The organism is Candidatus Poribacteria bacterium (assembly GCA_021162805.1).
Taxonomy (GTDB): domain Bacteria; phylum Poribacteria; class WGA-4E; order B28-G17; family B28-G17; genus JAGGXZ01.
Genome location: JAGGXZ010000084.1, coordinates 1 through 26,152 on the forward strand (window position 1 = coordinate 1; position 26,152 = coordinate 26,152).

The following is a 26,152-nucleotide window of genomic DNA, read 5'->3' on the forward strand; positions in this document are numbered from 1 at the left end:
AGACCCAGATCGAGTTTTCTGACCAGCCTCCCCCTCAGGTCGTATATCCTTATCACCACACTGCTATCTTTTGAAAGCTGGAAGGGTATCCAGGTTTCGGGATTGAACGGGTTGGGATAGTTCTGCAGAAGCAGGGTTTCTTTGGGAGGGGGTAGAACCGTCACTTCAATTATCTGGGATCTCTGCTTAACCCCCGCGATATCCACGCTTTCGATGTAATAAAAATACGTCCTCCTACTTTGGACCTCCTCGTCCGTGAAGGAATATTCCTTTGGGAAGGGATTATCTCCTGATCCCTTGATAAGTCTGGCGTTCAGTTTCGTAAACGGGCCTTTCCTATCTGCACCTCGCCAGACGTTAAATCCCAGGTTTCCAACTTCACTTGCGGTTGTCCATCTGAGCAGCACCTTTCCGTCTTCAACCTCGGCCGTGACGGTGGAGAAGGTTACGGGCAGGGAATAATCCTGGCTACCCTGGGGAGCTGAACAGTAGCTCCTCTCACCCCCGAGCTTGATCGTCTCACCACCGGAGCTGTTGTTCGTGATTTTCAGGGCCAGGTATTTCCCTTTTGGCACGGTGAAGGAGAGAGCGGGCATGGTGAAGAGAACGTCCTCACTGCCCGAAGAGGTGCTGACCGTCGTACTGGGGCCGACCGCTGAGAAGTTCGATCCATCCGAATCGGCATATCCGATCTGAATGGTCAGGTTATAGGAGGTAGAGGTCAAGCTCAACCGCCCCGTCCAGGACGTATTGGCGTCAGGATCTCCCGCTTCAAATTTGATCTCCTGAGGAGCGGCCTGATCGGCAACCCACACCTGGGAGGAGTTTCCGTTTATGGTCAGGGTGCCCGGAGCATGTGACATATCAGCTCGATACATCTTGGGGTTCGTCAGCCACCAAACCTGGAGGTTGTATTTATCAGGAGTTCCCTTCAATGGATATGGGTCGGTCATCCCCGCACCGGCGTACTGACTGTCGCCGATTCCATCCCCGTTCGTATCGCCTCCCGTATAGTCACTATAGTAGTTCCCCATGAAGTTTTTGGAGGTGACCGTCGATCCGTTGTAGTTGTAGCCCAGCTTCGTCGGCGAGTAGAACGTATTGTCACTCGATGAGACAATCTTCACGTTGGCCTCGGTGTGATCGGATATCTGATTGAAATAGATCCTGTTCTGATTCGACGAGGTCGTGAGGTAAATTCCATATTGTGAAGCTCCTCCTGCTCCTGAACAGGTGTTCCAAGCGATGGAATTGTAATCGCTGGCGCTCAGATAGATCTCAGCGTTTTGGTTGTTACTTAACGTGTTCTTCACAACGATTGTAAATCTACTATTGTACAGGTATATCCCCGCCTCTTTGTTGAGGTTGCATGTGTTCTTGGAGATGAAATTCCTCTCACCTCTTGAGATGTAAATCCCGTCATATTTGGCGGAGTTACAGGTGTTATCTGATAAAACGTTGTCATTAGACCTTGAGAGGCAAATACCCACCTTCTGGTTGTTATTACAGGTGTTGCTAGCAACGGTGTTGTTATCCGAATAGCTCAGATATATCCCCCAGACGTTATCGTTGCAGGTATTGCCGTTGATATTAACATTATCGCTGCTGTGGATATATATACCGGCGCCGCTATTATCGGTGGAGGTATTGTTCGTAATCGCTCCGTTATCACCGCTGACGTATATGCCGTCATCGCCGTTATATGTGGTAGTGTTGTTCGTAACAGTGCTATTATCTCCCACTATCGTTATACCATCGTCAAGGTTATAGCTACACGTATTATTTGAGATCGAGAAGTTTCCCCCTTGAGACGAATATCCGTAGATCCCCTTATAGTTTTGGTGGCTGGCATCCCAGCCGCACCGGTTGTTTTGGAGTGTAATCTCCGATATCAAGTCCTCGTCGAAATAGATTCCGGCTTTTTCCTCATCCGTTGCGCCGTAGATATCAAGCCCTCGGATTGTCACATTGCTCTTTTTCAAGGTGAACACGCTTTTATCGAAAGAAGCGGATCTCACCTGGGGAGCTGTCCCGTCATTATCCTCAGCTTCGATGGTGACGCTTTTATCGACAGTTAGGTTCTCCACATAGTCATCTGTAGAAGAGTCGTCGTCGTCCATCACTTTGATCGTCTCCCCATCAGAGGCCGCCGCTAAAGCCCTGCCGATCGTACGGAAAGGCTCCGCTTGTGTCCCTAAACCGCTGACATCGCTGCCGTTTGGGCTGACGTAGTAAACCGTGATGTTGTCACCTCCGGGGTACCACTGGCTGTTCAAAGATGTGGAGCAGTAGCTCCAGGCGCCTCCGACCCGGACGGTATAGTTTGACCCACTCTGGTTTGTCAGGCGGAGGGCTAGATTCTTACCCGCTGGCACGCTGAAGGCTACAGCGCTCGCAGTGAACGGGAAGAGAAATTTACTCCCATCCCCGGTTAAAGTAACCTCCGGTCCACCTGGGGTGAAGTTCGATCCATCAGGGTCGGCATAGCCTATCTCCACTTTGAAGGTATTACCGTTTGCAGGGGCTGAGGTGAAGGCGATCTGACCCGTCCAGCTTGTGCCCTGAGCCGAGTCCCCTGCGGCGAAGTTCACACCTGAAGGGGTTCGCTCATCCGCCACCCAGACGAGGGAACCACCGCCGTTTAAAGCCTCCGTCTTGATCTCCTGAAGCATATCATCCCGATACATGACCGGATTCCCAAGCCACCAATTTTGCGACAGAGCGTAATATTTAGGCTCTTTCACGAGTGGATAGTTATCGGTGACATCTCCTAAATCGTTTGAGCTATCTTCGATCCCATCGCCGTTGCTATCCGAACCGGTAGAACCGGAATCATAATTCCCTAGGAAGTTTTTGAAATCAGAACTCGAGTTATTGTAGTAATAATCCAGCTTGGTCGGGGAGTGAAAGATGTTCCCAGAGCCCCCGCTGAGGCTGATCTCTCCGAGCACGTTGTCGGAGAACATGTTCAGATAGACGAGATTGTTACTGGAATCCTCGATCCTAATGCCGGAGCCTTGAAGTATGAACTCGTCCCAATTCTCATAACCGTTTTGGTTACATCTGTTACGAACCAAAATGTTATTATCCGATCCGTCATCGAAGAAGGTGGTAAGCCGAATCCCGTCATCCTTGTTCTCAGAGAGATCGTTTCCTGCGAGGAGGTTACCATCGGACCCTATCAGCTCGATACCTCTCCCGGTGTTTCCGTAGCAGCTATTTTGGATGAGGAAGTTGTCGTCAGATCTGTAAAAGGTTATCCCGTTCCCTCCATTTTCACTACAGCAGTTGCTCGAAATCCGATTATGGGAACTGTAGTCCAGATAGATTCCATCATTCGAGTTTTCATCGCAGGAATTCCTATAAGCCTGGCCATGGGAACCGCTGATGTAAATTCCAAAGTAATTATCGTGACTGTAGTTATCCTGAAGTATAAAATTATCGTAGAGGACATAAATCCCCGCATTGTAAGACCCTGTAGCGCCATGGACCTCCAGCCCCTTGATAGTGACGTTGTCCGCAGTAACCTTGATAACATCGGTATCTGAATTGGCGGCTACGATCTGAGGTGTGGAGCTATAGGCCTCTATCGTAAGGCTTTTATTCACTGTGACGTTCTCACTGTAGTCATTGGTATTATCGTCTCCATCGCCCATCACTCTGATCACATCACCGCTAGATGCCTGATTGATAGCGTGCTGTATGGTTCTCCATGGGTTATCTGAAGAGCCGTCGCCTGTGGTATCATTCCCTGAAGGGCTGACATAGTAGATCGCAGCCCGGGTTGTTTCTCCTTCCCAAGCGCCTATCATAAAGGCAGCCATGATCAGAGTGAGAATTATGTTCCTCTTCATCTTTTTCACCTCCCATGAGTATCTGGACGAAGCTATCCGGACAATAAGTTTGGTTGAGATATCTGCGATAGACAGATCTTGTCCAAAAACCTTCGGCTATTTACTTGGATCCCATCGAGGGGAAATGTTACCCCCTTTACTTTGCCTACCCCCCTGAGATGGGAGGCAACACCTCCCCTGCTTTTTGGAATTATACACCCTTACCCTTACAAAACTCTTACAAGCTATTGTGAGTTGTTCGGAAGGGGATGGGTTAGCTACGGAATCTCTCGAAAGCAATAGAGGAGGGTTTGTTCCTGATTCATCAAACGGCCGGCTTCGAAGGCTTCCCTGAGCTCAGCTTCGCCTATGATCTCCTGCAGCGAAGCTTCAAGCTCCTCCGCATCGGATGGTTTGGCATACAATGAGGCGATTCCCAGCAGGCACGCTGCCCGTTCTAATCGTCCTTCCACCATTTCTATCCGCGCAAGGCCGTATATCGGTTTGTAAGCGTAATTCTTAAAGATCGTCTTCTGAGCGGATTCCAGGCTCAGAAGGTAACAGCTCCGGGCGGTTTTCATATCGCCTTTCTTAAAGGCCATCTGGCCGAGGAGGACCTGAACGACAGATATGCTGGCGGGGTCTTGAAGCTCTTTGAAGAGAGAAAGGGCCTCTTCCAATAAGGTTTGCGCTTCAGTCCTGCGGCGATTAACGAGGTGTCTGCCGAGGTGAAGAAGCGCTGTCGCCACCCCATGTGTTGATCTTATCTCACGGGCGATCCGCAAGCTCTCACGGAAGAGGGGTTCCACCCTCTCCAGATCACCGTCCTCCGCTATCAGCTCGCCCAGTCTCAACAGACAGGCTCCAATCATCCGTCGGTAATTTAGCTCCCGAGCTAACGCGAGGCTTTGCTCTAAAAGGCATCGCATCTCCTCGCGTTTATCTCTCATGAATGACACAATGGCGAGATGATAGATCGATGCGCAGGCGGTTCGTCTATCGTCCAGATCACCGCTTAGATCGAGGCTTAACCTCAGGTTACGCTCTCCCTTGTCGAGGTCCCCACAGTGGTAAGCCAATATCCCTATCTTCAATAGCGCTTGAACGAGCAACTCATCCGGTATATCAGTGCATCTTTCGAGCGCCCGTTCTGATACCCGTAGCCCTTCATCCCAATAATTCCGAATCGTCCAGAAGTCAACCAGAGCAAGTGAAAGGCGCAGAGCATCTTGAGGCGAGTGATTTAACCCCCACCTCAGAGCTTCCCTCAAGTTCTCCAGGTCAGCCCCTAGACGGTTCAAATAGAGGGACTGGGGGCCATCCTCAGATAAGGTCTCGGCCAGTTCCACGAAGTACTCCAGATGCCGCCGTTTCAATCTCGACCGCTCCTCCGGTAGGAGTCTTCGATCCGCATACTCCCGTAATGTTTCCAGCATACCAAATCGAATCTCATCATGCTGCTCCTCCGTCGTGATCATCGAGCACTCTCGCAGCTGAGCCAGATAATCCAGCGCCATGGGTTCCTGACAGATAACCTCCGCGGCCTCCAAACTCCATCCGCCTCGGAATATGGAGAGCTGTGTGAAGAAACGACGCAGATCGGGGGAGAGAAGCTCGTAGCTCCAATCGATAGCGGCTTGTAGAGTCCGGTGGTGAGGAACGGCATGTCTCTGTCGGCTCGACAACCACTCGAAACGTCTCCTCAGCCGTAAAAGCATCTGGGCGGGAGTGAAAACCTGAGCCCATGTCGCTGCAAGCTCCAGCGCGAGGGGAATCCCATCGAGCCTCACGCATAACTCCGCCAGCGGTTTCACGTTCTGCATTGTCACTTGAAAATCTGGTCTCACCGATCGGGCGCGGTCTATAAAAAGCTGGATGCTCGCCAGTGAGAGAAGCTCCTCAAGGTTCTCCCCCCCTTTTGGGATAGGAAGGGGTGATACGACGAATTCATATTCCCCCTTTAGGTTCAGCCGCCTTCGCGACGTCACCAAGCAGTAAAGCTCATCCACGGATTCGAGGAGTTTTTGCACTACGAAAGTTCCCTCCGGGAGAAGATGTTCGAAGTTATCCAGAACAAGTAAATTCCGCCGACGTCCGAGCGCTTCAATGACTCGATCCATCGGTTTCAGGCCAGGCGCTCTCTCCAACCCCATGGAGTCCAGGATTTGATCCGCTATCAGATGAGGATCTGAGATAAAAGCCAGTGGGATGAACCAGATGGCGCCATGAAAGGCGTCTGACAACCGCCGGGCGATCTCCAACGCCAACCTTGTCTTTCCGCTCCCGGCCGCTCCGGTCAGCGTCACCAGCCGATGTCCATCGGAGATGATCAATCGCTCGATCTGCTCCATCTCATCCTCCCGGCCGAAAAACAGCGTTAACTGCGCTGGTAGATTGCCTCCATATCCCTTCTCCATCTTCAGCGGCGGAAACTTTCGTGACGGCATATCGGGATAACAGATCTGGAAGAACCGCTCGCCATGTTCGGCCCATGGGGGACGGTAAACTCCCAGATCTAACAGTCGGATTCTTGCGTCAAGCACTTGGATAGCCAGTGATGCCGTCCGCTCAGAACATATGATCTGGCCGTCGTGTGAGGCTTTCAATATCTCACACACGTTCTGCAGAACATCCCCGTGATACTTCCCGCCTTCTAACCTTACCTCGCCTGTATCCAGGGCGATTCTAACCTTGAGATCATCCACGAATTCCAACCGAGCGGATATCTCCTTTTGAAGTTCAACCGCGCACTCGACGGCATCGCTTACATGTTCGAAGGCCACTAACGATATATCGGCGGTCTCCCTCACCTTATATCCTCTATATCGGAGAAAAACCTGGTCTCGTATCTCATGATACCTTTTCAAGACAGGGGTAAACGACCTTCCAAGTCGCCTCCTTAACGTCTTGGCATTACCTATTCCAGCCAGCATGAAAGTGACGGTACCTGTCGGTTTGGCGGGCAAGCCTACTTTCTGTAAAGCGCGGGATTCCAGAGCAGGGGTTCCGAGTTCCAACGCTTGCTCTTTTATCTCCGCGGCAAGCTGCCGAATTCGCTGAGATATAAGCCCCTCATCATCCCCTCGCCTCTTCAGGGATTGTTGCAGCACGTGATAATGTCGCAGGGCTTCCAGAGGTTGTCCCGAAATGACATAGAGATGCATCAGTCTGTAGTGATTTTCCTCACAGGATAGCCCTACCTGGACGGCGATTCGAGCGTAACGAAGGGCCTCGTCGAGTCTGCCTCTTTCTTCAAGATGCGAGATCAGCTCGCGAATCACCTCTTGAAAGAGGTTGGCAAGTCGATGTTGCTCGAGTAAAACCCAGTCCTCATAGTAGCCCGGCAGAAATTCCCCGCGATAAAGGGCGACAGCTTTAGCAAGGAGATCCATCTTCTCGTCAGGGTTCAGGTTTTCTCCTGCCTTCCGAATCAGCTCTTCGAAATCTGAGACATCCGTCGTAATGAATTGCGAGTTTAACCCGACGGAGAAACGATCGGCGAGAATAACGGAGCCTCTCGGAACCCCCGGCGGTTCGAGTTGATGACGAAGCGATGAAAGGGCGGTACTGAGACTTTGACGACCTTTATACTCCTCACAGCCGGGCCAGAGAAGCTCGATGAGCACCTCACGGGGATGCATCCGGTCCCGATGATGGGCGAGATAAGCTAATAGTATCCCCGTCTTCCTCGTTCGAAAACGAGTGATTACGTTTTCCCCTTGAATGATCCTCAAACCACCTAAAAGCTCAACACGTATCTTCATCCCTCAACCTTGATCGACGGTTAGGATTTTCCGCGAACACAGCCCATCTCTCCGTATCAGCTCATAACCCCTAGTAAAAAGATTATAACCTATCCTCGAAACGCTTTTCAATAATTCGAGATGGTTAGGATAGTCGGGGGTCACAGCCAGATTGCATCCGTATCGTCGATGTGATATGATTTTTCCCTCCAAGGAGGAAAACCGGATGGGGTATCGACGATGCGGAAGGAGAGATGGTCGAATCGCAACTTCATCCTTGGCGTCGCTAACGGTGCGCTTTATCAGTTCGGGCTGGCTTTTTTTAGCCCCCAGGTCATTCTGCCCGTCTATATCGCCACTCTGGCCGGGATGGCCGGCTGGAGCGGAGCGGCTAACTCGCTTGCAGGGCTGATCGCTGTCATATTTCAGCTCGGGTGGTTCCTACCCCAGCTCTTCGTGGCCGATATGGTGCAGAGGAGGACTTACAAGCTGCCGATCTACAGGCGAGCGGCGATTCTCAGGGTGCTCTCGGCGATCTCACTGATCATCACGCTCGCCCTTTTCAAGGCGAGACATCCGAGGATGCTCATCGTGGTGACGATCTTGGCCTTAGGCCTCTACGGCGTGTTCGGCGGGATATCGGGATCCGCTTTCATGGATATAGTGGGTAAAACCATCCCATCAAACAGACGCGGCAGGTTCTTCGGCATAAGGATGTTCCTGGGAAGCATCCTGGCGCTGATAGCCGGGCAGTTCGTGAGGTTCATCCAAGGGCTGGATCTCCCCTTTCCTGAGGACTACCTGGTTCTGTTCTCCGTGGGAACGGTCGTCTTGAGCTCGGGACTGATATGCTTCAGTCTCGTCAGCGAGCCGCCGGGGGTGAGAAGTGAGAGCTCAGGGGGAATATGGAGACATCTCAGACGCGCCCCCAAAATACTCAAGTCAGACCGTAATTACAGGAGGTTCATGCTCGTAAGGCTGGGCAATTCGGTGACGGGGATGTCCGTGCCGTTCTTCACGCTATATGCCATCAAGGTCCTGCAGGCACCTCCAGAGATGAAAGGGACGTTCATCTCGATTCTGGCCTTAAGCGGCATAATCTCAAACCCCATATGGAGCTATGTAGGCGATAGATTCGGGCGGAAACCGCTTTTGAGCTTCGGCGTCGGCATACTCTCGATGGGGCCGCTGCTGGCGATCATATCCAGATTCATCCCGCCTGATCTAACCTGGGCGCCCCTATCTGCCTTGAAGGCGATCACGGCCTCGGATAACCCCGCTCATAATTTCTTCTGTCTGCCCTTCATACTGGTCGGGGTGGGCAATATGGGATACTATATCGCCAATCTGAGCTATCTTCTCGACATATCGCCCGAGGAGGAGAGGCCAACATATGTCGGATTGATGAACACAGCCACGGCGCCGATGATGCTGATACCGATGTTGGGAGGATATCTGATAGATATGACCTCTTTCGAGGCGGCATTTGCCGTTTCGACGATCGCCGGATTGATCACCTTGATTCTGGCCTCCAAGCTTGAGAAACCATGCTCTTTGTAATATCATATTAGCGAATATCGGGAGGTGATTTGATATGCGCCTTCGCTACGACCCCACCAGACGGGACTTTCTGAGAAAAACCGCTTTGGCGACCTTCGGGTTGAATCTCTCTCAGGCAAATCTCTTCAACCTGTTCAAAGGCAAAGCAGCCAAATCGAAGGTGGTTATCGCACAGGACCCCTCCTCCATATCCGAGAAGTTAGAGGTCAGCTCCCGCGCCGTTGAATCGATGCTCGATGAGGCGATAGCGGCGCTGACGGGTAAGGAGCCGAAAGATGCTTGGGGAACGCTGTTCGATAAGGAAGATACGGTCGGGATCAAGGTGAACACGCTTGCGGGGAAAAGGCTTTCGACCCATCCTGAGCTCGCTTATGCCGTGGCGGAGAGACTCATCTCCGCCGGCGTTAAACCCCACAGGATAATCATCTGGGATAGGTTCGACGATGAGCTTCGCGAGGCGGGTTTCAAGGTCAACCGATCCGGAAGGGATGTCCGATGCTTCGGCACCGAATCGGATTACGAGGTCGATCTGACCATGTTCAGAAGCATAGCGAGCTGTTTCAGCACCATCCTCACGCGATGCACAGCGCTGATAAACCTGCCTGTCCTCAAGCATCACGAGATAGCCGGCGTGACCATCGCCTTGAAGAACTGGTTCGGCGCCATACATAATCCGAACAAATACCACGATAACGGGTGCGATCCCTTCATCGCTGATCTGAACGCCATCGGGAAACTTAAGGATAAGAAACGCCTTATCATCTGCGATGCGCTTCTGAGCCAATATGAGTTCGGTCCCGGATATAAGCCCCGTTATGTCTGGCGTCCGGGTGCTATCCTGGTCTCACGCGATCCGGTGGCGCTGGATAGGGTGGGGATGGATATAATCGATCGAAAGAGAAGGGAGACAGGATTGAAACCCCTGAGTTCCCATTCCGAATGGTGTAAGCACATCTTCACGGCCGCTGACAGGGACCATAACCTAGGCGTGGCCGATATGAAGGAGATAGAGATCGTGAGGATTTAAATGGATGAGGGTGATCTGCGTGATACAAAGATCGACCGCAAACAGCTCGCGGAGATATGTCATCGCTTTCGGATAAACCTTGTCGTTCTTTTCGGATCGAGAGCTAAAGGGTGGAGCACCCCTGATAGCGATTACGACATAGGTGTCTGGGTCGAGGATTACCCGTTCGGGGGAGATTGGAAGATAGATGCCGCAATATGGGGGGCGCTCGCGGATCTGCTGGGAACGGACAAGGTGGACCTGATCGTGCTCAATAAAGCCAACGGTTTCCTCTCCTGGGAGATCGCATATTACGGCGTGCCGATCTATCAAAAAGACCCCTTTAACTTCCAGAGGTTCCAAATTCTCGCCCTCAAGAGGCTCGAAGACATGAAGAGGATCGATCGATGGAACAGGAGGTATCTCAATGTTGAATAAAGGGGAGATGATCCGTAAGGCGGTGATCATAGCCGGGGGGATGGGCACGAGGCTCAGGCCCGTCACATATGAGATACCCAAACCTCTCATCCCGATACAGGGTAAAACGCTGACGGAGCACATTCTGGATATCCTCAAGGATGCGGGCGTGGAGGAGGTCTATCTCAGCGTGGGATACATGCATGAGAGGATCAGGGAATATCTCGGCGATGGGAGCCGATTCGGGATGAAAATCCGTTACATCATCGAGGATAAACCTCTGGGCACGGGCGGATGGATGAAGCTGATAGAGCCGCTCCATGAGCATTTCATAGCGCTCAACGGGGATAACCTCTTCGATCTGGACCTCAGGGAGATGTATCAATTCCATATATCAAGGGGAGCGGTGGCTACGATCGCTTTGACCAGGGTGGATGACCCCCGCGCCTACGGGGTCGTTACGATGGACGGCGACAGGATCACCGCTTTTTTGGAGAAAACCCCTCACCCTCCAACCGACCTGATAAATTCGGGATACTACATCTTCAGCCCCTCCGTATTCCGACACCTCCCGTCCTCCGACGCCTTCATGCTCGAAAAGGAGCTCTTCCCCAGACTCGCGGAGGATGGAGTGCTCTACGGGTTTATACATGACGGGATTTGGTTCGATACGGGGACGTTTGAGAGGTGGGAGGCAGCTATCAGGGGATGGAAGAGGGGAAAAAACAGGAGGTGAGAGATGGCTGAGGCGAAAAGGGGATTGATCCTGGGGCTGGATGCTATGGTTCCCAACATCACGGAGAGATTTCTCGATGAAGGGGTCATGCCGAACCTATCACGGATGGTCGAGAGAGGGTGCTTCACCCGCGTTCGGCCTGTGATTCCGGCTCAAACCCCCTCGAACTGGGATACCATAGCGACAGGAGCTACGCCGGGAACCCACGGTGTGGTCCAGTGGGGCTCACACATCCCGGGTGAACCGGTGTGGGAGTATCATCGTCAGGAGGCCTTCAACGCGGGTTTATGTCGCGCCGAGTATCTCTGGGAGGCGGCCGCGCGGTCGGGCATACGGAGCGTGGTTATGAACTACGCCGGATATCCGCCTACAACCAAGGCCGCCGTCTTCATCGAATGGCTTTTTCAGCCGTCCCGATCCTATTTCGACCTGGCCCCTCCGACCGTATACCACAACTGCCCTGAACTGAATACGACCGATCCGATCGAGCTTCTTCCGGCAAAGGGGTGGAGGAATTTGCCTTTATCCGGACTCACCCCGTTTGATGCTGAGCTTCCCGTTGTGCCTTCAACTGAAGGTTCCGGGCCGACATACTACGCTCTTGTGTGGGGCAAGGATGGGAAATATGACAGGGTTTCGATATCGCCTTCCAGGGATTTCTCTGAAATTATAGCCACGCTTTCCGTCGGCGAGTGGAGCGACTGGATACGGGCAGGGTTCAAGACGGCGGATCAGGGAGAGGCGGAGGGTGCTTTCAGGTTCAAACTGGTGGAGCTTTCGCCCGATGGGGTGCGGATGAGGCTTTATCGGAGTGACGCCTATCCTACGGACGGTCGGTTTTGCTCCAATCCCGTTTTGGGAAAAAGGCTTGTCTCTGAGCTGGGACCGTATATACACTCGGGCATGACGGTGGGTCTTCACTGTCACGGCCAGCTGGACTGGGAGACGGCCGACGAGGTGATGGCCGAGGAAGCGAAGTGGTGGGCCGAGGCCGCATATATGGCGATGAAATCGGCTGATGCTTCACTGCTGGTGTTACACTGGCATATATTGGACGAGATAGGCCATCGGTTCATCCCTCTGATCGATCCTACGGGGACTAATTATGACCCTAGCAAGGCCGATGAATACTGGCAGATCGTGCGAAACTACTATCGTGCGACCGATCGGTTCGTAGGCGAGTTCCTCAAGCGGTTCGATGACGGCGAGACGCTCTTCGTGGTGGTCTCCGATCACGGTATGCCTGCCAATAAAAAGGCCGTATCGCTCATAAACCTCTTTAAGGATCGTGGATGGGTGAGCTTGACCTCTGACGGCAAAGGTGTGGATTGGGCTCATAGCAAGCTCTTCTTCGTCCAGAATCACCTTTGGATCAACCTGAAGGGCAGGGATGAAGGAGGGGTGGTTCCGCCTGAGGAGTATGAATCCCTCAGATCCCAGGTTTTGACGGCTATGAGGGATCTGAAGGATCCCGAAACGGGCGAGCACGTCTTCGCCTTTGTCCTGACGAGAGAGGATGCCCCTATGGTCGGGCTCTGGGGGGATTATATCGGCGATCTGGTTTTCTGTTATTCCGGCGGATACAGATGGTCGGGGCCGGAGGTTCTACGGATGGGCGAGGACCGGGTCGTCTTCCCCTGCGGAGGGGGAAACCATGGGCCGATGATCCCCACATACGAGACGGATGCGACGTCGGTGATGGGAACGCTTATCATGTACGGGCCGGGAATTCGGCCAGGCGTCAAACCTCCAAAGCTCGAACAGGCCGGAATCTGCACCACGGATGTCGCCCCCACAGTGGCCCACTTAATGGGATTTGACGCCCCGGCCCAGACGGAGGGAAGGATATTGAGGGAGTTTTTGATCAAGGGTTACAGCAGACGGCCGGATCGGGTCTTAAAACCCACCGCCAGACCCATAAAACGCCGTCCGACCGTCAAACCAAAGCCCATCACCTTACAGGGCGATGTGACGGATGAGGAGTGAAAGGAGACGAGCGATGAGATTGGGAGGACCTGTGTTTTCAAGCTATTCCGATCCAGGGGAATGGATAGCCGCCCTCCGACGGGCCGGATATAGGGCGGCGTATTGTCCCGTAGGGCCGGATGCCGATGGCTCGACGATTCGGGATTACTCCGAGGCAGCCCGGGAAGCCGATATAGTGATAGCTGAGGTCGGGGCATGGAGCAATCCGATGAGCCCTAACGAGGAGGAACGGCATAAGGCACTGGAGAAATGCAAGAGGATGCTGGCGTTGGCCGATGAGATCGGCGCCCGATGCTGTGTCAACATAGCAGGCTCCCGCGGGGAGAAATGGGATGGCCATCATCCGGATAACCTCACCGATGAGACCTTCGATATGATCGTCGAGACAGTGCGTGGGATCATAGACGATGTTAAGCCTAAAAGGAGCTTCTATACCCTGGAGACGATGCCGTGGATGTACCCGGACTCAGCCGAGAGCTATCTCAGGCTGATCGAAGCGATAGATCGTAAGCGATTCGCCGTACATTTCGATCCGGTCAACCTGATCTGCAGCCCACAGCGGTATTACGGCAACGGTGAGCTGATAAAGGACTTCATAGAGAAACTCGGCCCTCATATCAAGAGCTGTCACGCCAAAGATATCGTGCTTTCTCAAAAGCTCACCACGCATCTTGACGAGACCCGACCCGGCCTGGGAGGATTGGATTACAGGGTCTTTCTGCGGAAACTTAACGAGCTCGATCCGGATATCCCCCTCATGCTTGAACATCTACCCAACGAAGAGGAATATGCCAAGGCTGCCAGCTATATCCGCTCGATCGCTGAGGAGCTTGGAATCGGACTTTAGTTAGCTACGACTTGAATTATAGAAGGCTCTATGATACCATTTAACAGCTTCTAAGAAGGTAGGGTTGATGGGCTCATGAGGATACTCATTGTCGGACCGGGGGCGATGGGTTCGCTTTTTGCCGTCCTGCTTGCCGATGCAGGTAACGATGTGTTTATGCTGGATTACAAACCGGATAGGGCTGCGAGGCTGAACGAGAACGGATTCAGGGTCCACGGGGTAAGCGGTGAGAGGTTCAAAAGGATAAAGGTGTTGTTGAGGGCGGATAGGATCCCGAAGGTAGATTACACCTTTATATGGGTGAAATCCTATGACACCGCTTCAGCCGTCAGATCTATCGGTTCCGCTCTCAAGGGAAGCGGATATGTGGTCACACTTCAAAACGGGTTGGGCAATGCCGATATAATAGCGGAGGAATTCGGAGCAGAAAGGGTTATAGCCGGGGTCACCTCCCATGGAGCAACCTGTCTGGCACCGGGGGATATCCTGCACGCCGGAGCAGGTGAAACGGTCATCGGAACCCTATCGGGTGATATAAGCGAAGGCGCGAAAGGATGCGTTAAAATGCTTAACGACGCTGGGATTCAAACGAGGATCTCAGAGGATATCCGCTCCGAGATCTGGGGCAAGCTGATAGTTAACGCCGCCATAAACCCCCTCACCGCAGTAACGGGTTTAAAGAATGGCGAATTGATCCAACATGATGAGACGATAAAAATCATGAGAATGGCGGTTGAGGAGGGAGTGAAGGTCGCCGCTGAGCTGAACGTCGTTCTACCTTATTCGGACCCCATGGGCAGGGTGGTGGATGTATGTAGACTCACAGCCGATAATATCTCCTCTATGTTGCAGGATGTGATGGTCGGCAGAAAGACCGAGATAGATTTTATAAACGGTGCGATCGTAAGGCTTGGGAGGGAAAAGAACATACCTACCCCGGTCAATGAGACGCTTGTGTATCTAGTTAAAGTCCGCGAGAAAGGAGCAAGGTAGATTGATGAACAGGCTTTTAAGTCAGGTCGATCCTGAGATGGCCCAGATATTGGATGGCGAGCTGGATAGGCAGATACACACGCTCGTGATGATCCCCTCCGAAAACTACGCCAGTAAGGCGGTTCTGCAGGTTCAGGGTTGCATAATGACCAACAAATACGCGGAGGGATATCCGGGAAATCGATATTACAACGGATGCAGGTTCGTTGATATGGCCGAGTCGCTCGCCATCGAACGGGCGAAGAGGCTTTTCGGGGCGGAACACGCCAACGTCCAGCCTCACACCGGTTCGCAGGCCAACATGGCCGTGTATTATGCCCTCTTGGATGAGGGTGATACCATCTTATCCATGCATATCAACCACGGCGGCCATCTCACCCACGGTAAGGCTCAGAATTTCTCAGGCAGATACTACAATTTCGTCTTCTACGGGGTTGACCGTGAGACGGAGATGATCGATCTCAACTACGTGGAGGATCTGGCTAAGAGGCATAGGCCGAGGTTGATACTTGTGGGCGCAAGCGCTTATCCGAGGATATTGGAGTTCGACAAGTGGCGCGAGATAGCGGATAGAGTTGGGGCGTATCTCATGGCCGATATCGCCCACATCGCCGGTCTGATCATCGGAGGTGTTCATCCTGACCCGGTTCCATACTGTGATATCGTCACCTCCACGACTCACAAAACCCTCAGGGGCCCGCGCGGCGCCTTCATACTCTGCCGTAAAGAGCTGGCAAAGAAGATCGATAGGGCCGTCTTTCCCGGCGTTCAGGCCGGCCCGCTGATGCATGTCATAGCGGCAAAAGCCGTCTGTTTTAAGGAGGCGATGGAGCCGGGGTTCAAGGAATACCAGAAACAGATCGTCAAAAACGCGAAAACGCTGGCACATGCCCTCATGGAGAGGGGTTTTAGGCTGGTTTCAAGGGGCACCGATAACCACCTGATGCTGATCGATCTGACGAATAAGGGCATATCGGGCCGTGAGGCGGCTGATATGCTGGAGGAGGCGGGGATCATAGTCAACAAGAACCTGATCCCCTATGATCCGAAGCCTCCTACCGAAACCAGCGGCATCAGGCCCGGAACGCCGGCGTTGACGACCAGAGGAATGAAGGAGCCGGAGATGGAGCTGATAGCCGATTTCTACGCCCAGGTGTTGGATAACCCCACCGATATAAGCGTTAGGGAGAAAGTCAGGCAGCAGGTTAAAGAGCTGTGCGATAGGTTTCCGATATACCAGGATCTGGATATATGGGCCTGAGGGAAATGGATGGAGTACCGATCCGCCCTGGAGTTCCTCAACTCCTTCATCAACTATGAGCGGCGGGTGGAACATCGATACGATGAACGCAGGTTCAATCTCGAACGGATGCGCAGACTCCTCGATTCCATCGGCAATCCACACCTCGCTCGCAAAAAGGTTATCCACATCGCCGGAACTAAAGGTAAGGGATCAACAGCCTGTATGATCTCGACGATACTTGCCGAGGCAGGTTATAAGGTCGGGCTCTATACCTCGCCCCACCTCGTCACCCCGCGCGAGAGGTTCAGGATAAACGGCAAGATGATCTCCCAGGATGAACTTTCCCAACTGGTGGAGAGGATTCAGCCTGTGGCCGAGGAGATGAGACATAGCGATGAGATGGGGGATCTCACCTTCTTCGAGCTTTACACCGCACTCGGATTCCTCTGGTTTGCCTCAGAAGGGACGGATATCTGGGTGCTGGAGACGGGATTGGGAGGGAGGCTTGATGCCACCAACGTGATCAACTCCGACCTCGTCGTCATAACCCCAATCGGGCTGGATCACACCCGAATACTGGGAGATACTCTTAAGGCTATAGCGCGGGAGAAAGCTGGAATTATAAAGAGCGATGCCCCTGTGGTGTGCGCGCCGCAGAAAGAGGGGGTCATAGGGATCATCTCCGAAAGATGCCGTCGCTTCAACTCGCCGCTCCTCCGCGTGGATGAGATCGCCCGATCGGAAAGAGAGGTCTCCTCCCCGGCCGGCGAGAGGTTCTCCGCCGAGGTGATGGGCCTGAGGTATGAAGATCTTTTTTTACCTCTCCTCGGGGAGCATCAGATCATCAACGCTCTGACGGCGATAACCGCTGTGGAGGTCATGCGCGGCGAGGGTTTTGGGATCTCACCGAAGGCCATCCGATCGGGATTGGCCAGGGTGAAGTGGCCATGTAGGATACAGGTGGTCAGGGAGAGACCGATCGTGATACTCGATGTGGCCCATAATCCCGATTCGATCAGAGCACTGCGACGGACGATTCAGGAGAGATTTAGATACGAGAAGCTCATCTTGGTATTCGGCGCCTCGTCGGACAAGGACGTGGAGGGTATGGGATACGAATTTGCGGGATTCGCCGATACGACGATAGCTACGAGGGCCTCTGATAACACCAGGATGATCCCCCCGGCTGAGCTGAAGTTGAGGCTGGAGGGGATTTTAGATCACGTTCTTACCGCCGGGGCGGTAAGGGAAGCCTTTTCAGAAGCTCTCTCCATGGCAGGGCCGGACGATCTGATCTGCGTTACCGGTTCCTTCTATCATGTGGGAGAGCTTTTGAAAGATATGATATGTAAAAACATGACGTGAGGAAGGAGGTATAAAGTGGGTAAGGGACTTCGCACAGCCCTCTGGGTGATGTTCATCATCGGGCTGGTCTCGCTTGCGGGTGTTATATACCTGGCGGCTCAGAAGGGAGCGTCTGATCTGACGTGGCTGGCGCCGCTGGGTTCGCTCCTCGCCCTCCTGTTCGTGGTGTATCTGGTCTTCAGGATATTCCGTTATAGCGAGGGCACTGAGGAGATGCGAAGGATAGCAGCGGCCGTTCGTGAGGGAGCGAACGCTTATCTGAAACGGCAGTATACGGTCGTCTCGATCTATTTCGCCGTGATGTTCGTTGTCCTGGCGCTTATGGCGTGGTGGGGTGATTACCTCGCGGCACCCGTTCCATTCGCCTTCCTGACAGGAGGGTTCTTTTCAGGTCTATGCGGTTACCTGGGGATGAAGATCGCCACCAATTCCAGCGCCAGGACGGCATTTGCGGCCCAACAGAGCCTTAACAGCGGACTGAGGGTGGCCTTTTCAAGCGGTGCCACGATGGGGCTGATGGTCGTCGGATTCGGTCTGTTGGATCTAAGCATCTGGTTTTACCTGCTGAACAACTGGCTTTACAGCAATCTGCCTGAGGCCGAGAGGATCTGGACGGTCACGAGCACGATGTTAACCTTCGAGATGGGAGCGAGCTCCCAGGCGTTGTTCGCACGTGTGGGCGGCGGCATCTACACCAAAGGCGCCGATGTCGGAGCTGATCTTGTCGGCAAAGTCGAGGCCGGTATCCCCGAAGACGATCCGCGCAACCCCGCCACGATCGCCGATAACGTCGGGGATAACGTAGGGGATGTCGCCGGAATGGGAGCAGACCTGTATGAGTCCTATGTCGGATCGATAGTCGCCACGATGGCCCTCGGCGCGGGAGCGTTCGCCAAACATGGGCTTGCGCTACAAAGCGTTACCGTTCCGCTCGTCATAGCCGCCGTGGGGGTTGTCGCCTCAATACTCGGCACCTTCCTGGTTCGATCCGGCGAGAGAGCCACACAATCGACGCTGCTGTGGGCGCTGCGCAGAGGGATCTGGTTCAGCGCGGCGGTCATAGCCATCGCCACCTTCTTCGTGGTCAGGGCTACTTTAGGATCGAATTACGACGGAGTCTACGGCGCCGTTCTGACGGGCCTGGCCGTTGGGTTGATCATCGGATACTTCACCGAGTTCTTCACCTCAGACGAATACCGGCCGACTAGGTCCATAGCTGAAGCCGCCGAGACGGGCCATGCCACGGTCATCATCCAGGGCATGGCGATGGGCATGCTCAGCACCGCCATACCCGTTGTGACGGTCGGTCTGGGGATCTTCTTCAGCTTCTGGCTGGCGCACGGATTTCAGGAACCAGTGATGGGCCTTTACGGGATAGGCATCGCCGCCTTGGGTATGCTCAGCACGTTGGGGATCACCCTCGCCTCCGACGCCTATGGACCTGTCGCCGATAACGCCGGCGGAAACGCCGAAATGGCAGGACTTCCTCCTGAGGTCCGGGAGAGAACGGATGCCCTGGATGCCCTTGGGAACACAACAGCCGCCACCGGAAAGGGATTCGCCATCGGCTCGGCTGCCCTGACCGCCTTGGCGTTGATCTCCGCCTACAAGGAGGAGGTCGTCAAATTCCTGGTAAACTCCGATCGTTTCAGGGTTTTCCTCCAGGAGATCGGCAAACTTCCGGCGAACTTCGACAAGCTCAGCCAACTGGCAAAGGTCGAGTTTTTCAACGCTCTCCCTGAGAAAACCACCTTTCTCAAGAGCTACTTCAACATCACACTTGAAAACCCCAAGGTGATAATCGGGCTCTTTATAGGAGGAATGCTGCCGTTCTTGTTCTGCTCGATGACGATGCAGGCCGTGGGAAAGGCCGCCGGGGCGATCATCCGTGAGGTCAGACGGCAGATCCGCGAACTGGGTATACTTGAGGGCAAAAACAAACCGGATTACGCCAGTTGCGTGAGGATAAGCACCGCTGCAGCTCAGAAGGAGATGATACTTCCGGCACTGCTCGCTATCATCGCGCCGATCCTCATCGGTATACTTCTGGGTAGCGAAGGGCTGGTCGGATTGCTATCTGGTGCTCTGGTCAGCGGATTTGTGTTGGCCGTGATGATGGCCAACGCCGGCGGCGCTTGGGATAATGCCAAAAAGTTCATCGAGAAGGGAAACTTAGGCGGCAAGGGTTCCGAGGCCCATAAAGCTGCCGTCACAGGCGATACGGTCGGAGACCCGTTCAAGGACACATCGGGGCCGTCCCTCAACATTCTCATCAAGCTGATGTCCATGGTCTCTGTCGTCTTCGCCTCCTTTATCGTCAAAAACGCCCTGTTCTGAAGTTGTAGGGGCTAGGCATTCAAACGAAGAATGCCTAGCCCCTACTTGTAAAAATCGTTGGTGGAGGGGGAGGTCATGGGTGGAAGTTCGTCACAGGTTATCGTGTCTGATGGTAAAAGGAAACTTCTTGATATCGGCTATGAGAAAACCTGTGATTGTGACCCTTCTCATATTAACTGCCTCACCCCTAAAGAGTGGATAAAAGCTCAGATTGGCGTATGGCAGTTTAACTATGAAAAAAGAGATATCAGGGATAAACGTTTGCATCCCGCGACCTTTCCGATAAGTTTAGCCGCTAAGGTCATCTCGCTGTTCACACATAGGGGAGAGCTGGTTGTCGATCCGTTTGTTGGGAGCGGAACAACCTTAGTAGCTGCCAGAGACCTGGACCGTAACGCAGTTGGATTTGACTTGAAGAAGGAGTATATAGATCTCTGTAATGAGCGCCTGCGCCAACTCACATTAACTGGCAGCAGTAAGCAACTGGCGATTCAAGATGACGCACGCAACATACCACTCTACTTTAAGGAGGAGATGATCTCTTTGATATTTACGTCTCCCCCCTATGCTAATCTTCTAAACCGTCAGAGAAGGAACAAGAGCAGAAGGGGTGATGAAAGGAAAAACGAACAGTTCATGAAGGTTGAACAATACAGTCAAGATCCTCGGGATCTAGGGACTCTATCTCCGGCGGAATTCGGTAAAGCGCTTGAGGAGATCTTCGGTAATATGCTGCCTTTGTTAAAGCCCAAGGGACATTGTGTCATAAACATACCGGATATGTGGTGGAGAGATAAGCGCATTACGTTACATATCATCGTTGTGGAGGCGCTTCGTAAAGCCGGTTATGAGTTGAGAAATATAATAATCTGGGATCGGACCAATATCGTAAACAGAGTGGGAATCTTCGGATGGCCCTCCAATTACATCACGATGGGAACGACTTTCGAGTATCTGCTTCATTTCTGGCGCCCACCTGGTGATCCTGACATCTCGAATCGCTCTTATTCCCTTGGGTGTAGTATCTATGGCTAATTGTCCGCTGTCCACAGCTCAACCGTCATTTGTAGTCATTAAGTCATTTGGCTTCGCCGTCATTTAAATGGCAACAAATGACAATAAATAACTACGCTCATATTATCGTTAAGTGTAGCAGAGATCTGAGAGGTTAGAAAAGCTTATTTCTCAGGGCGAAAAGGAACGAGGAACCAGGACGGAAAACGTTACAACGTTAAACGTTGAACGTGCAACGGATTTCCCTTCTTCTCGTTCCTCATCATGGATAACCACTACACTCAAGGGAAATATGAGCGAGGAGAAAAACCGTGATAAAAGGAGGTGTGAGGCTATGTCAGATCTACTTCAAACTGCATTGAAGAAGGTTGAGGAGACCGAGGTGCCGGAGGTTAACGTCGCCGCTCTGGCATATTCGGGGGGGTTAGACTCATCATTATGTGTGGAGCTTCTACGCAGGAAGTATAAGGCGAAAAAGATCATACCCATAATGGTCGATGTCGGTCAAGGAGAGGAGGAGATCAAAACTGGCCTCGATAAGGCCAAGGTGCTTAAGGTGGAGCCCATCCTGATAAACGCCAAGGACGAGTTCACTGAGGAGTGGATGGCGAAGGCGATCATGGCCAACTCCGACTACATGGGATATCCGGTCTCCACCTCCATGACGAGACAGCTTATCGCCCGGAAGGTGGCCGAGAAAGCCGTGGAATTGGGCGCTGATGCCCTCGTTGAGGGCTCCACAGGCAAGGGTAACGACCAGTACAGGATGCATAACGTCTTCACCATGTTCGCCCCCGGGAGGAAGATCATCGTCCCCGTCCGTGATTTCGACCTGACCAGATCCGAGGAGGAGGCGCTGTGTAGAGCTTGGGGTATCCCCGTCACCGAAACGATAGCCGGCGGAGACGATAAAACCATGTGGTGTAGATCCATAGCGAGCGGCGCTATAGATCTCAACATGGAGATACCGGATGAGGTGTGGATGTGGTACGTGCCCCCCGAAAAGGCGCCGGATGAGCCAAGGGTGGTGGAGCTCGTCTACGAAAAGGGCATACCGGTGGCCATGGACGGAAAGCAAATGCCGCTTAAGGAACTGGTTCCGGCGCTAAACGAAATAGCCGGCGCTCACGGCGTGGGCAAGATAGACATATTCGAAGAGGGGATAATGAACCTCAAGTCCAGAGAGCTTTATGAGGCGCCGGCGGCAACCGTCATACTCAAAACCCATAGGGACCTGGAGCAGATGTGCCTGACCAAGGATGAGCTGTTGTTCAAGAAGGGCGTCGAACAGAGGTGGGCATACATGGTCTACCACGGCGAATGGTTCCATCCACTCAGGGAGGCGCTCGACGCCTTCATAGCGAAAACTCAGGAGATGGTAAAAGGAACGGTCAGGGTCAAACTCTTCAAAGGAAACGTCGACATCATATATCGGGATTCACCGACCTCCCTCTTCTCGCCGGAGATCCGATCCATAAAGGCCAGTGGATTCGATCAGCGCACCTGCGCCGACGCCGCTAAGATCAGAGGGCTCATCTTCGAGATCCTCGCCAAGAGGCGTCAGATGATCGAAGGATAGCACACCGCACCGTCATTTAAAATGACTACAAATGACCATAAATGACGACAGATGACGCCCGATGGAAAGGTGTTCCAAGGGATAAACCTCAGCGGGAAGACGGTTCGAGATTTCGAGATCTCCTCCAGGCTTGAATGGCTTGAGGCTAACGGTCTGGGCGGATATGCCTCCTCTACCGTCTCAGGGGCTAACACCAGGAGGTATCACGGCCTGCTCGTAGCTACCCTCCCCCATTCCTCCGAGAGGCGGGTTCTGCTTTCCAAGTTTGAGGAGAAACTGACTGTGCAGGGTGATCTCTATGAGCTCGGATGCAATCAGTATCCCGGCGTCATCTATCCGTCGGGACACCGCCTGTTGGAGTCCTTCCGGATCGACCCGTTCCCGACATATCGATACTCCGCCGGTGGGGTCTTACTTGAAAAGGAGATCTTCGCCGTCCGTGGAGCCAATCGGACGGTGATAACCTACAGGCTGATATCAGCCCCCTCGGAGGTGGAGATCGAGATAAGGCCGATGATCGCCGGGAGAAACTTCCATCACCTCCATAGGGAAAACCTCTCCTTCAACGCCTATGTCCATTCCGTCCCGGACGGCATAATGATGGTCCCCTACGACGAGGGCTCCAGAATCTATCTCGTGGCCAGGGGAGCGTGGTTCAGAAAGGCCGGATACTGGTACAGAAACTTCGAATACGTCCGGGAGATGCTCAGAGGGTTGGATTTCAGGGAGGACCTCTTCAGCCCCGGATACTTCCTCGCCAAACTCAGGCAGGGCGATGAGATCTCGATAGTCGCATCGACAGATTATCCGGAGGGTTTCGACCCTGCAAAGGCGAGGGATGAGGAGATCGATAGACGACGCGGGATAATCGAAAATCCGCTTCTGGCCGAAAAGATCGAAAGGCTGGAGGAGATCTTCCCTTCCTCTTTCATCCGGTCGCTTTTACTGGCCTCCGATACCTTTCTGATCGAGAGATCCGCGGGATGTAAAGGGTTGATCGCCGGATATCACTGGTTTTCGGAGTGGGGAAGGGATTCCATGATATCCCTTCCGGGTTTGCTTCTCGCCCTTGGAAGGTTTCAAGAGGCGGCGGAGCTGATCAGAGGATGGGTCGGACATATGAGCAAGGGACTCATACCGAACTTCATCCCTGAGGACGGAAACGATCCCGTCTACAACTCAGCCGATGCGACGTTCTGGCTTTTCAATGCCGTTTATCTTTATATGAGCCGGACGGGCGATCTTGAGTTGATCAGAGAGATATATCCCATACTTCGTGAATCGATCGAATGGCATGTCAAAGGCACGAGATACAACATCCACGTCGATCCGGGTGATGGTCTCCTCGTTCAAGGTGAACCCGGCGTGCAACTGACCTGGATGGATGCCAAGGTGGGCGATTGGGTGGTGACGCCCAGATACGGCAAAGCGGTCGAGATAAACGGGCTTTGGTATAACGCCCTCATGGCCACGTCCTATTTCGCCGAACAGCTTAAGGAGGAAACCGATCGGCGAAGATATCGGGAGATGGCTGAAAGGGTGAAGGGGAACTTCATGCGTAGGTTCTGGAACGGCGAGAGAAGATGTCTCTTCGACTGCATAAACGAGGACAAGGTCGACGATTCGATCAGGCCGAACCAGGTGATCGCCATGAGCTTGCCCTTCACTCCCGTTCCGCTTGAGGCGGCCTGCGCTGCGCTGGAGGTCGTTGAGAGGGAGCTTCTGACGCCTTACGGTTTGAGGACCCTCTCCCCTCAGAATTCGAGCTATAGGGAGAGATATCAGGGGGATCAGATCAGCCGTGATGGAGCGTATCATCAGGGGACCGTATGGCCCTGGCTGCTGGGCCCGTTTATCTCAGCATACGCCAGATGTCACAGGCATGAAAAGGGGTTAATCGAGAGGATAATCCGGTTTCTCGAGGCGCTGCCGGATCACATCCTGCAAGCCGGGGTGGGGACGATATCTGAGATATTCGACGGCGATCCGCCCCATCATCCCAGGGGATGTATATCCCAGGCGTGGAGCGTAGCCGAGGTGCTGAGGGTCTTGATCGAGGAGGTGGCGGCTTGCGCTCAAGGGTGATCGCCATCGTAATATACCTCATCCTCTGGGCCATAGGAAACGTATGGATCAGCAGATATTGGGCTATCATCCACAGGGGAGAGCTCAGGGTTCTGGTCTGTGTCGGGAAAGTGGTGAACATCGACTCCACACGGGACGTCGACCAGGTCCTCAAAATGCAGGTGCTTACCGGACCGCTCAGAGGAGCGACAGTGAGCGTGGATAACAAGTTTATCGGCAGGGCCTTTGCCGATAGGATCATACACGTTGGCGACAAACTCTTCCTTCAGATCCCGATACTCAGCCTCGATGAAAGCGGGGGGATAAGATATAAGAAGATCTATCTTGGCGATTACTTCCGGAGCGGATTTATACTGAACATGTTGGGGAGCTTTGGATTTCTGCTTGTCCTTCTGGGAATGAAAGGGGTTCGAGCTATCTTCTCGCTGGCGATAAGCGGCGCTGCGATGCTCTTTCTGCTCCTGCCGGCCCTGATAAGGGGATGGCCACCTGTGCCGATCTCGCTCGCCATCTCAGTCACCGTGACACTTCTCACCTTCTTCATCGTCGGCGGTCTCAACAGGAAATCCGTCGCCGGAACGTTAGGCACGTTGGGAGGATTGCTCAGTTGCCTCCTTCTGGCCTATATCTCCTCAAAGGCGCTGCATTTCACAGGTGTGGATGTGGAATTCGGTTTTATGAAGCTGGGGACGATACTCTGGAGGGACCAGGCCATGAAGGGCGAGATGTGGAATTTCAGAGGGATACTCCTGGCCGGGATGATGATAGGGGCTCTGGGGGCGATGATGGACGTGTGCATGGCTATAGCTTCGGCGGTGGATGAGGTCAAGAAGGCCAACCCAAGGATAGGGGTCTTTCAGGCTATAAGGTCGGGATTGAACGTCGGAAGGGATATCATGGGGACGGTCACCAACACGTTGATCTTCGCCTACCTCGGATCGGATCTGACCCTCTTCATCCTGCCGAGCATCGTCTTCCCCCAGGCGGGAAGGGTATATCCGTTTTTGAGGGTGATAAATAGGGAGTCGACGGCGGTGGAAGCGGTTCAAGGATTGGCCGGAACGATAGGATTGGTTCTGGCGATACCCATAACGGCGGCCATCGCCGGAACGCTTATAGGGTTGAGAAGGGAATCTAAGGAGGTTGCCCATGAATGAAAGGGAGATACTTGAGGGAGCAGAGGAGAGGATCGCCCGATATCGGATGGGCGAGGCCATGCTAAAGGTCATAGATGGCGGCGGCAATCCTATGGAAGGAGTGCCGGTCACCATAAACCAGATCCGCTCTTATTTCCCTTGAGTGTAGCGGTTATCCATCAAGCGTAGTGCGCAAGGCGTAGAGAGTAGGGCGTAGAGCGTAAGGCGCTTTACGCCGCACGCATTACGCACTACGCAAATCAGCTCTCTGC

At 53.4% G+C, this 26,152-nt stretch carries 17 protein-coding genes; 15 read left to right on the forward strand and 2 right to left on the reverse strand.

Features of this window, described 5'->3' with window-relative positions; genetic code table 11:
- Positions 1-3,854: right-handed parallel beta-helix repeat-containing protein (locus tag J7M22_06865; protein ID MCD6506332.1), on the reverse strand; the 3,854-nt coding region annotated here is incomplete at its 3' end.
- Positions 3,855-4,111: 257 nt separating this feature from the next.
- Positions 4,112-7,597, reverse strand: a complete 3,486-nt coding sequence (locus J7M22_06870; protein ID MCD6506333.1) for a hypothetical protein — start codon at positions 7,595-7,597, stop codon at positions 4,112-4,114.
- 219 nt (positions 7,598-7,816) lie between these two features.
- Here J7M22_06870 and J7M22_06875 point away from each other — a divergent pair, with 219 nt between their 5' ends.
- The 15 genes from J7M22_06875 (at position 7,817) to J7M22_06945 (ending at position 26,043) form a co-directional block, all read left to right on the forward strand.
- Entirely contained in the window at positions 7,817-9,136 is a 1,320-nt protein-coding gene (locus J7M22_06875) for an MFS transporter (GenBank protein ID MCD6506334.1), read from the forward strand.
- Between the two features lie 34 nt (positions 9,137-9,170).
- A complete protein-coding gene (locus J7M22_06880) occupies positions 9,171-10,163 on the forward strand; it encodes a DUF362 domain-containing protein (GenBank protein ID MCD6506335.1) in 993 nt (330 codons plus the stop codon).
- Entirely contained in the window at positions 10,164-10,580 is a 417-nt protein-coding gene (locus tag J7M22_06885) for a nucleotidyltransferase domain-containing protein (protein MCD6506336.1), read from the forward strand.
- Positions 10,570-11,295, forward strand: coding sequence for a nucleotidyltransferase family protein (locus J7M22_06890; protein ID MCD6506337.1), 726 nt, complete (start codon positions 10,570-10,572; stop codon positions 11,293-11,295). The genes J7M22_06885 and J7M22_06890 overlap by 11 nt, the downstream gene beginning before the upstream one ends.
- A gap of 3 nt (positions 11,296-11,298) precedes the next feature.
- Entirely contained in the window at positions 11,299-13,281 is a 1,983-nt protein-coding gene (locus J7M22_06895; GenBank protein ID MCD6506338.1) for an alkaline phosphatase family protein, read from the forward strand.
- Between the two features lie 13 nt (positions 13,282-13,294).
- Entirely contained in the window at positions 13,295-14,128 is an 834-nt protein-coding gene (locus tag J7M22_06900; GenBank protein ID MCD6506339.1) for a sugar phosphate isomerase/epimerase, read from the forward strand.
- Positions 14,129-14,203: 75 nt separating this feature from the next.
- Complete coding sequence (locus J7M22_06905; GenBank protein ID MCD6506340.1) at positions 14,204-15,121, forward strand: 2-dehydropantoate 2-reductase; 918 nt, start codon at positions 14,204-14,206, stop codon at positions 15,119-15,121.
- 4 nt (positions 15,122-15,125) lie between these two features.
- Positions 15,126-16,382, forward strand: coding sequence for a serine hydroxymethyltransferase (locus J7M22_06910; protein ID MCD6506341.1), 1,257 nt, complete (start codon positions 15,126-15,128; stop codon positions 16,380-16,382).
- A 9-nt stretch (positions 16,383-16,391) separates the two neighbouring features.
- On the forward strand, positions 16,392-17,729 hold the full coding sequence (locus tag J7M22_06915; GenBank protein MCD6506342.1) for a bifunctional folylpolyglutamate synthase/dihydrofolate synthase: 1,338 nt from the start codon (positions 16,392-16,394) through the stop codon (positions 17,727-17,729).
- A gap of 48 nt (positions 17,730-17,777) precedes the next feature.
- Positions 17,778-20,066 carry a sodium-translocating pyrophosphatase gene (locus tag J7M22_06920; protein MCD6506343.1) on the forward strand — a complete coding sequence of 763 codons (2,289 nt, stop codon included), beginning with the start codon at positions 17,778-17,780 and terminating at the stop codon, positions 20,064-20,066.
- A 75-nt stretch (positions 20,067-20,141) separates the two neighbouring features.
- Positions 20,142-21,101: a site-specific DNA-methyltransferase gene (locus J7M22_06925; protein ID MCD6506344.1), complete on the forward strand. Its 960-nt coding sequence runs from the start codon at positions 20,142-20,144 to the stop codon at positions 21,099-21,101.
- A 313-nt stretch (positions 21,102-21,414) separates the two neighbouring features.
- Complete coding sequence (gene argG, locus J7M22_06930) at positions 21,415-22,659, forward strand: argininosuccinate synthase (protein MCD6506345.1); 1,245 nt, start codon at positions 21,415-21,417, stop codon at positions 22,657-22,659.
- A gap of 51 nt (positions 22,660-22,710) precedes the next feature.
- On the forward strand, positions 22,711-24,744 hold the full coding sequence (locus J7M22_06935) for an amylo-alpha-1,6-glucosidase (protein ID MCD6506346.1): 2,034 nt from the start codon (positions 22,711-22,713) through the stop codon (positions 24,742-24,744).
- A complete protein-coding gene (locus J7M22_06940) occupies positions 24,729-25,901 on the forward strand; it encodes a YibE/F family protein (GenBank protein ID MCD6506347.1) in 1,173 nt (390 codons plus the stop codon). Before J7M22_06935 ends, J7M22_06940 begins: the two co-directional genes overlap by 16 nt.
- A complete protein-coding gene (locus J7M22_06945) occupies positions 25,894-26,043 on the forward strand; it encodes a hypothetical protein (protein ID MCD6506348.1) in 150 nt (49 codons plus the stop codon). Before J7M22_06940 ends, J7M22_06945 begins: the two co-directional genes overlap by 8 nt.
- The last annotated feature ends 109 nt before the right edge of the window (positions 26,044-26,152 follow it).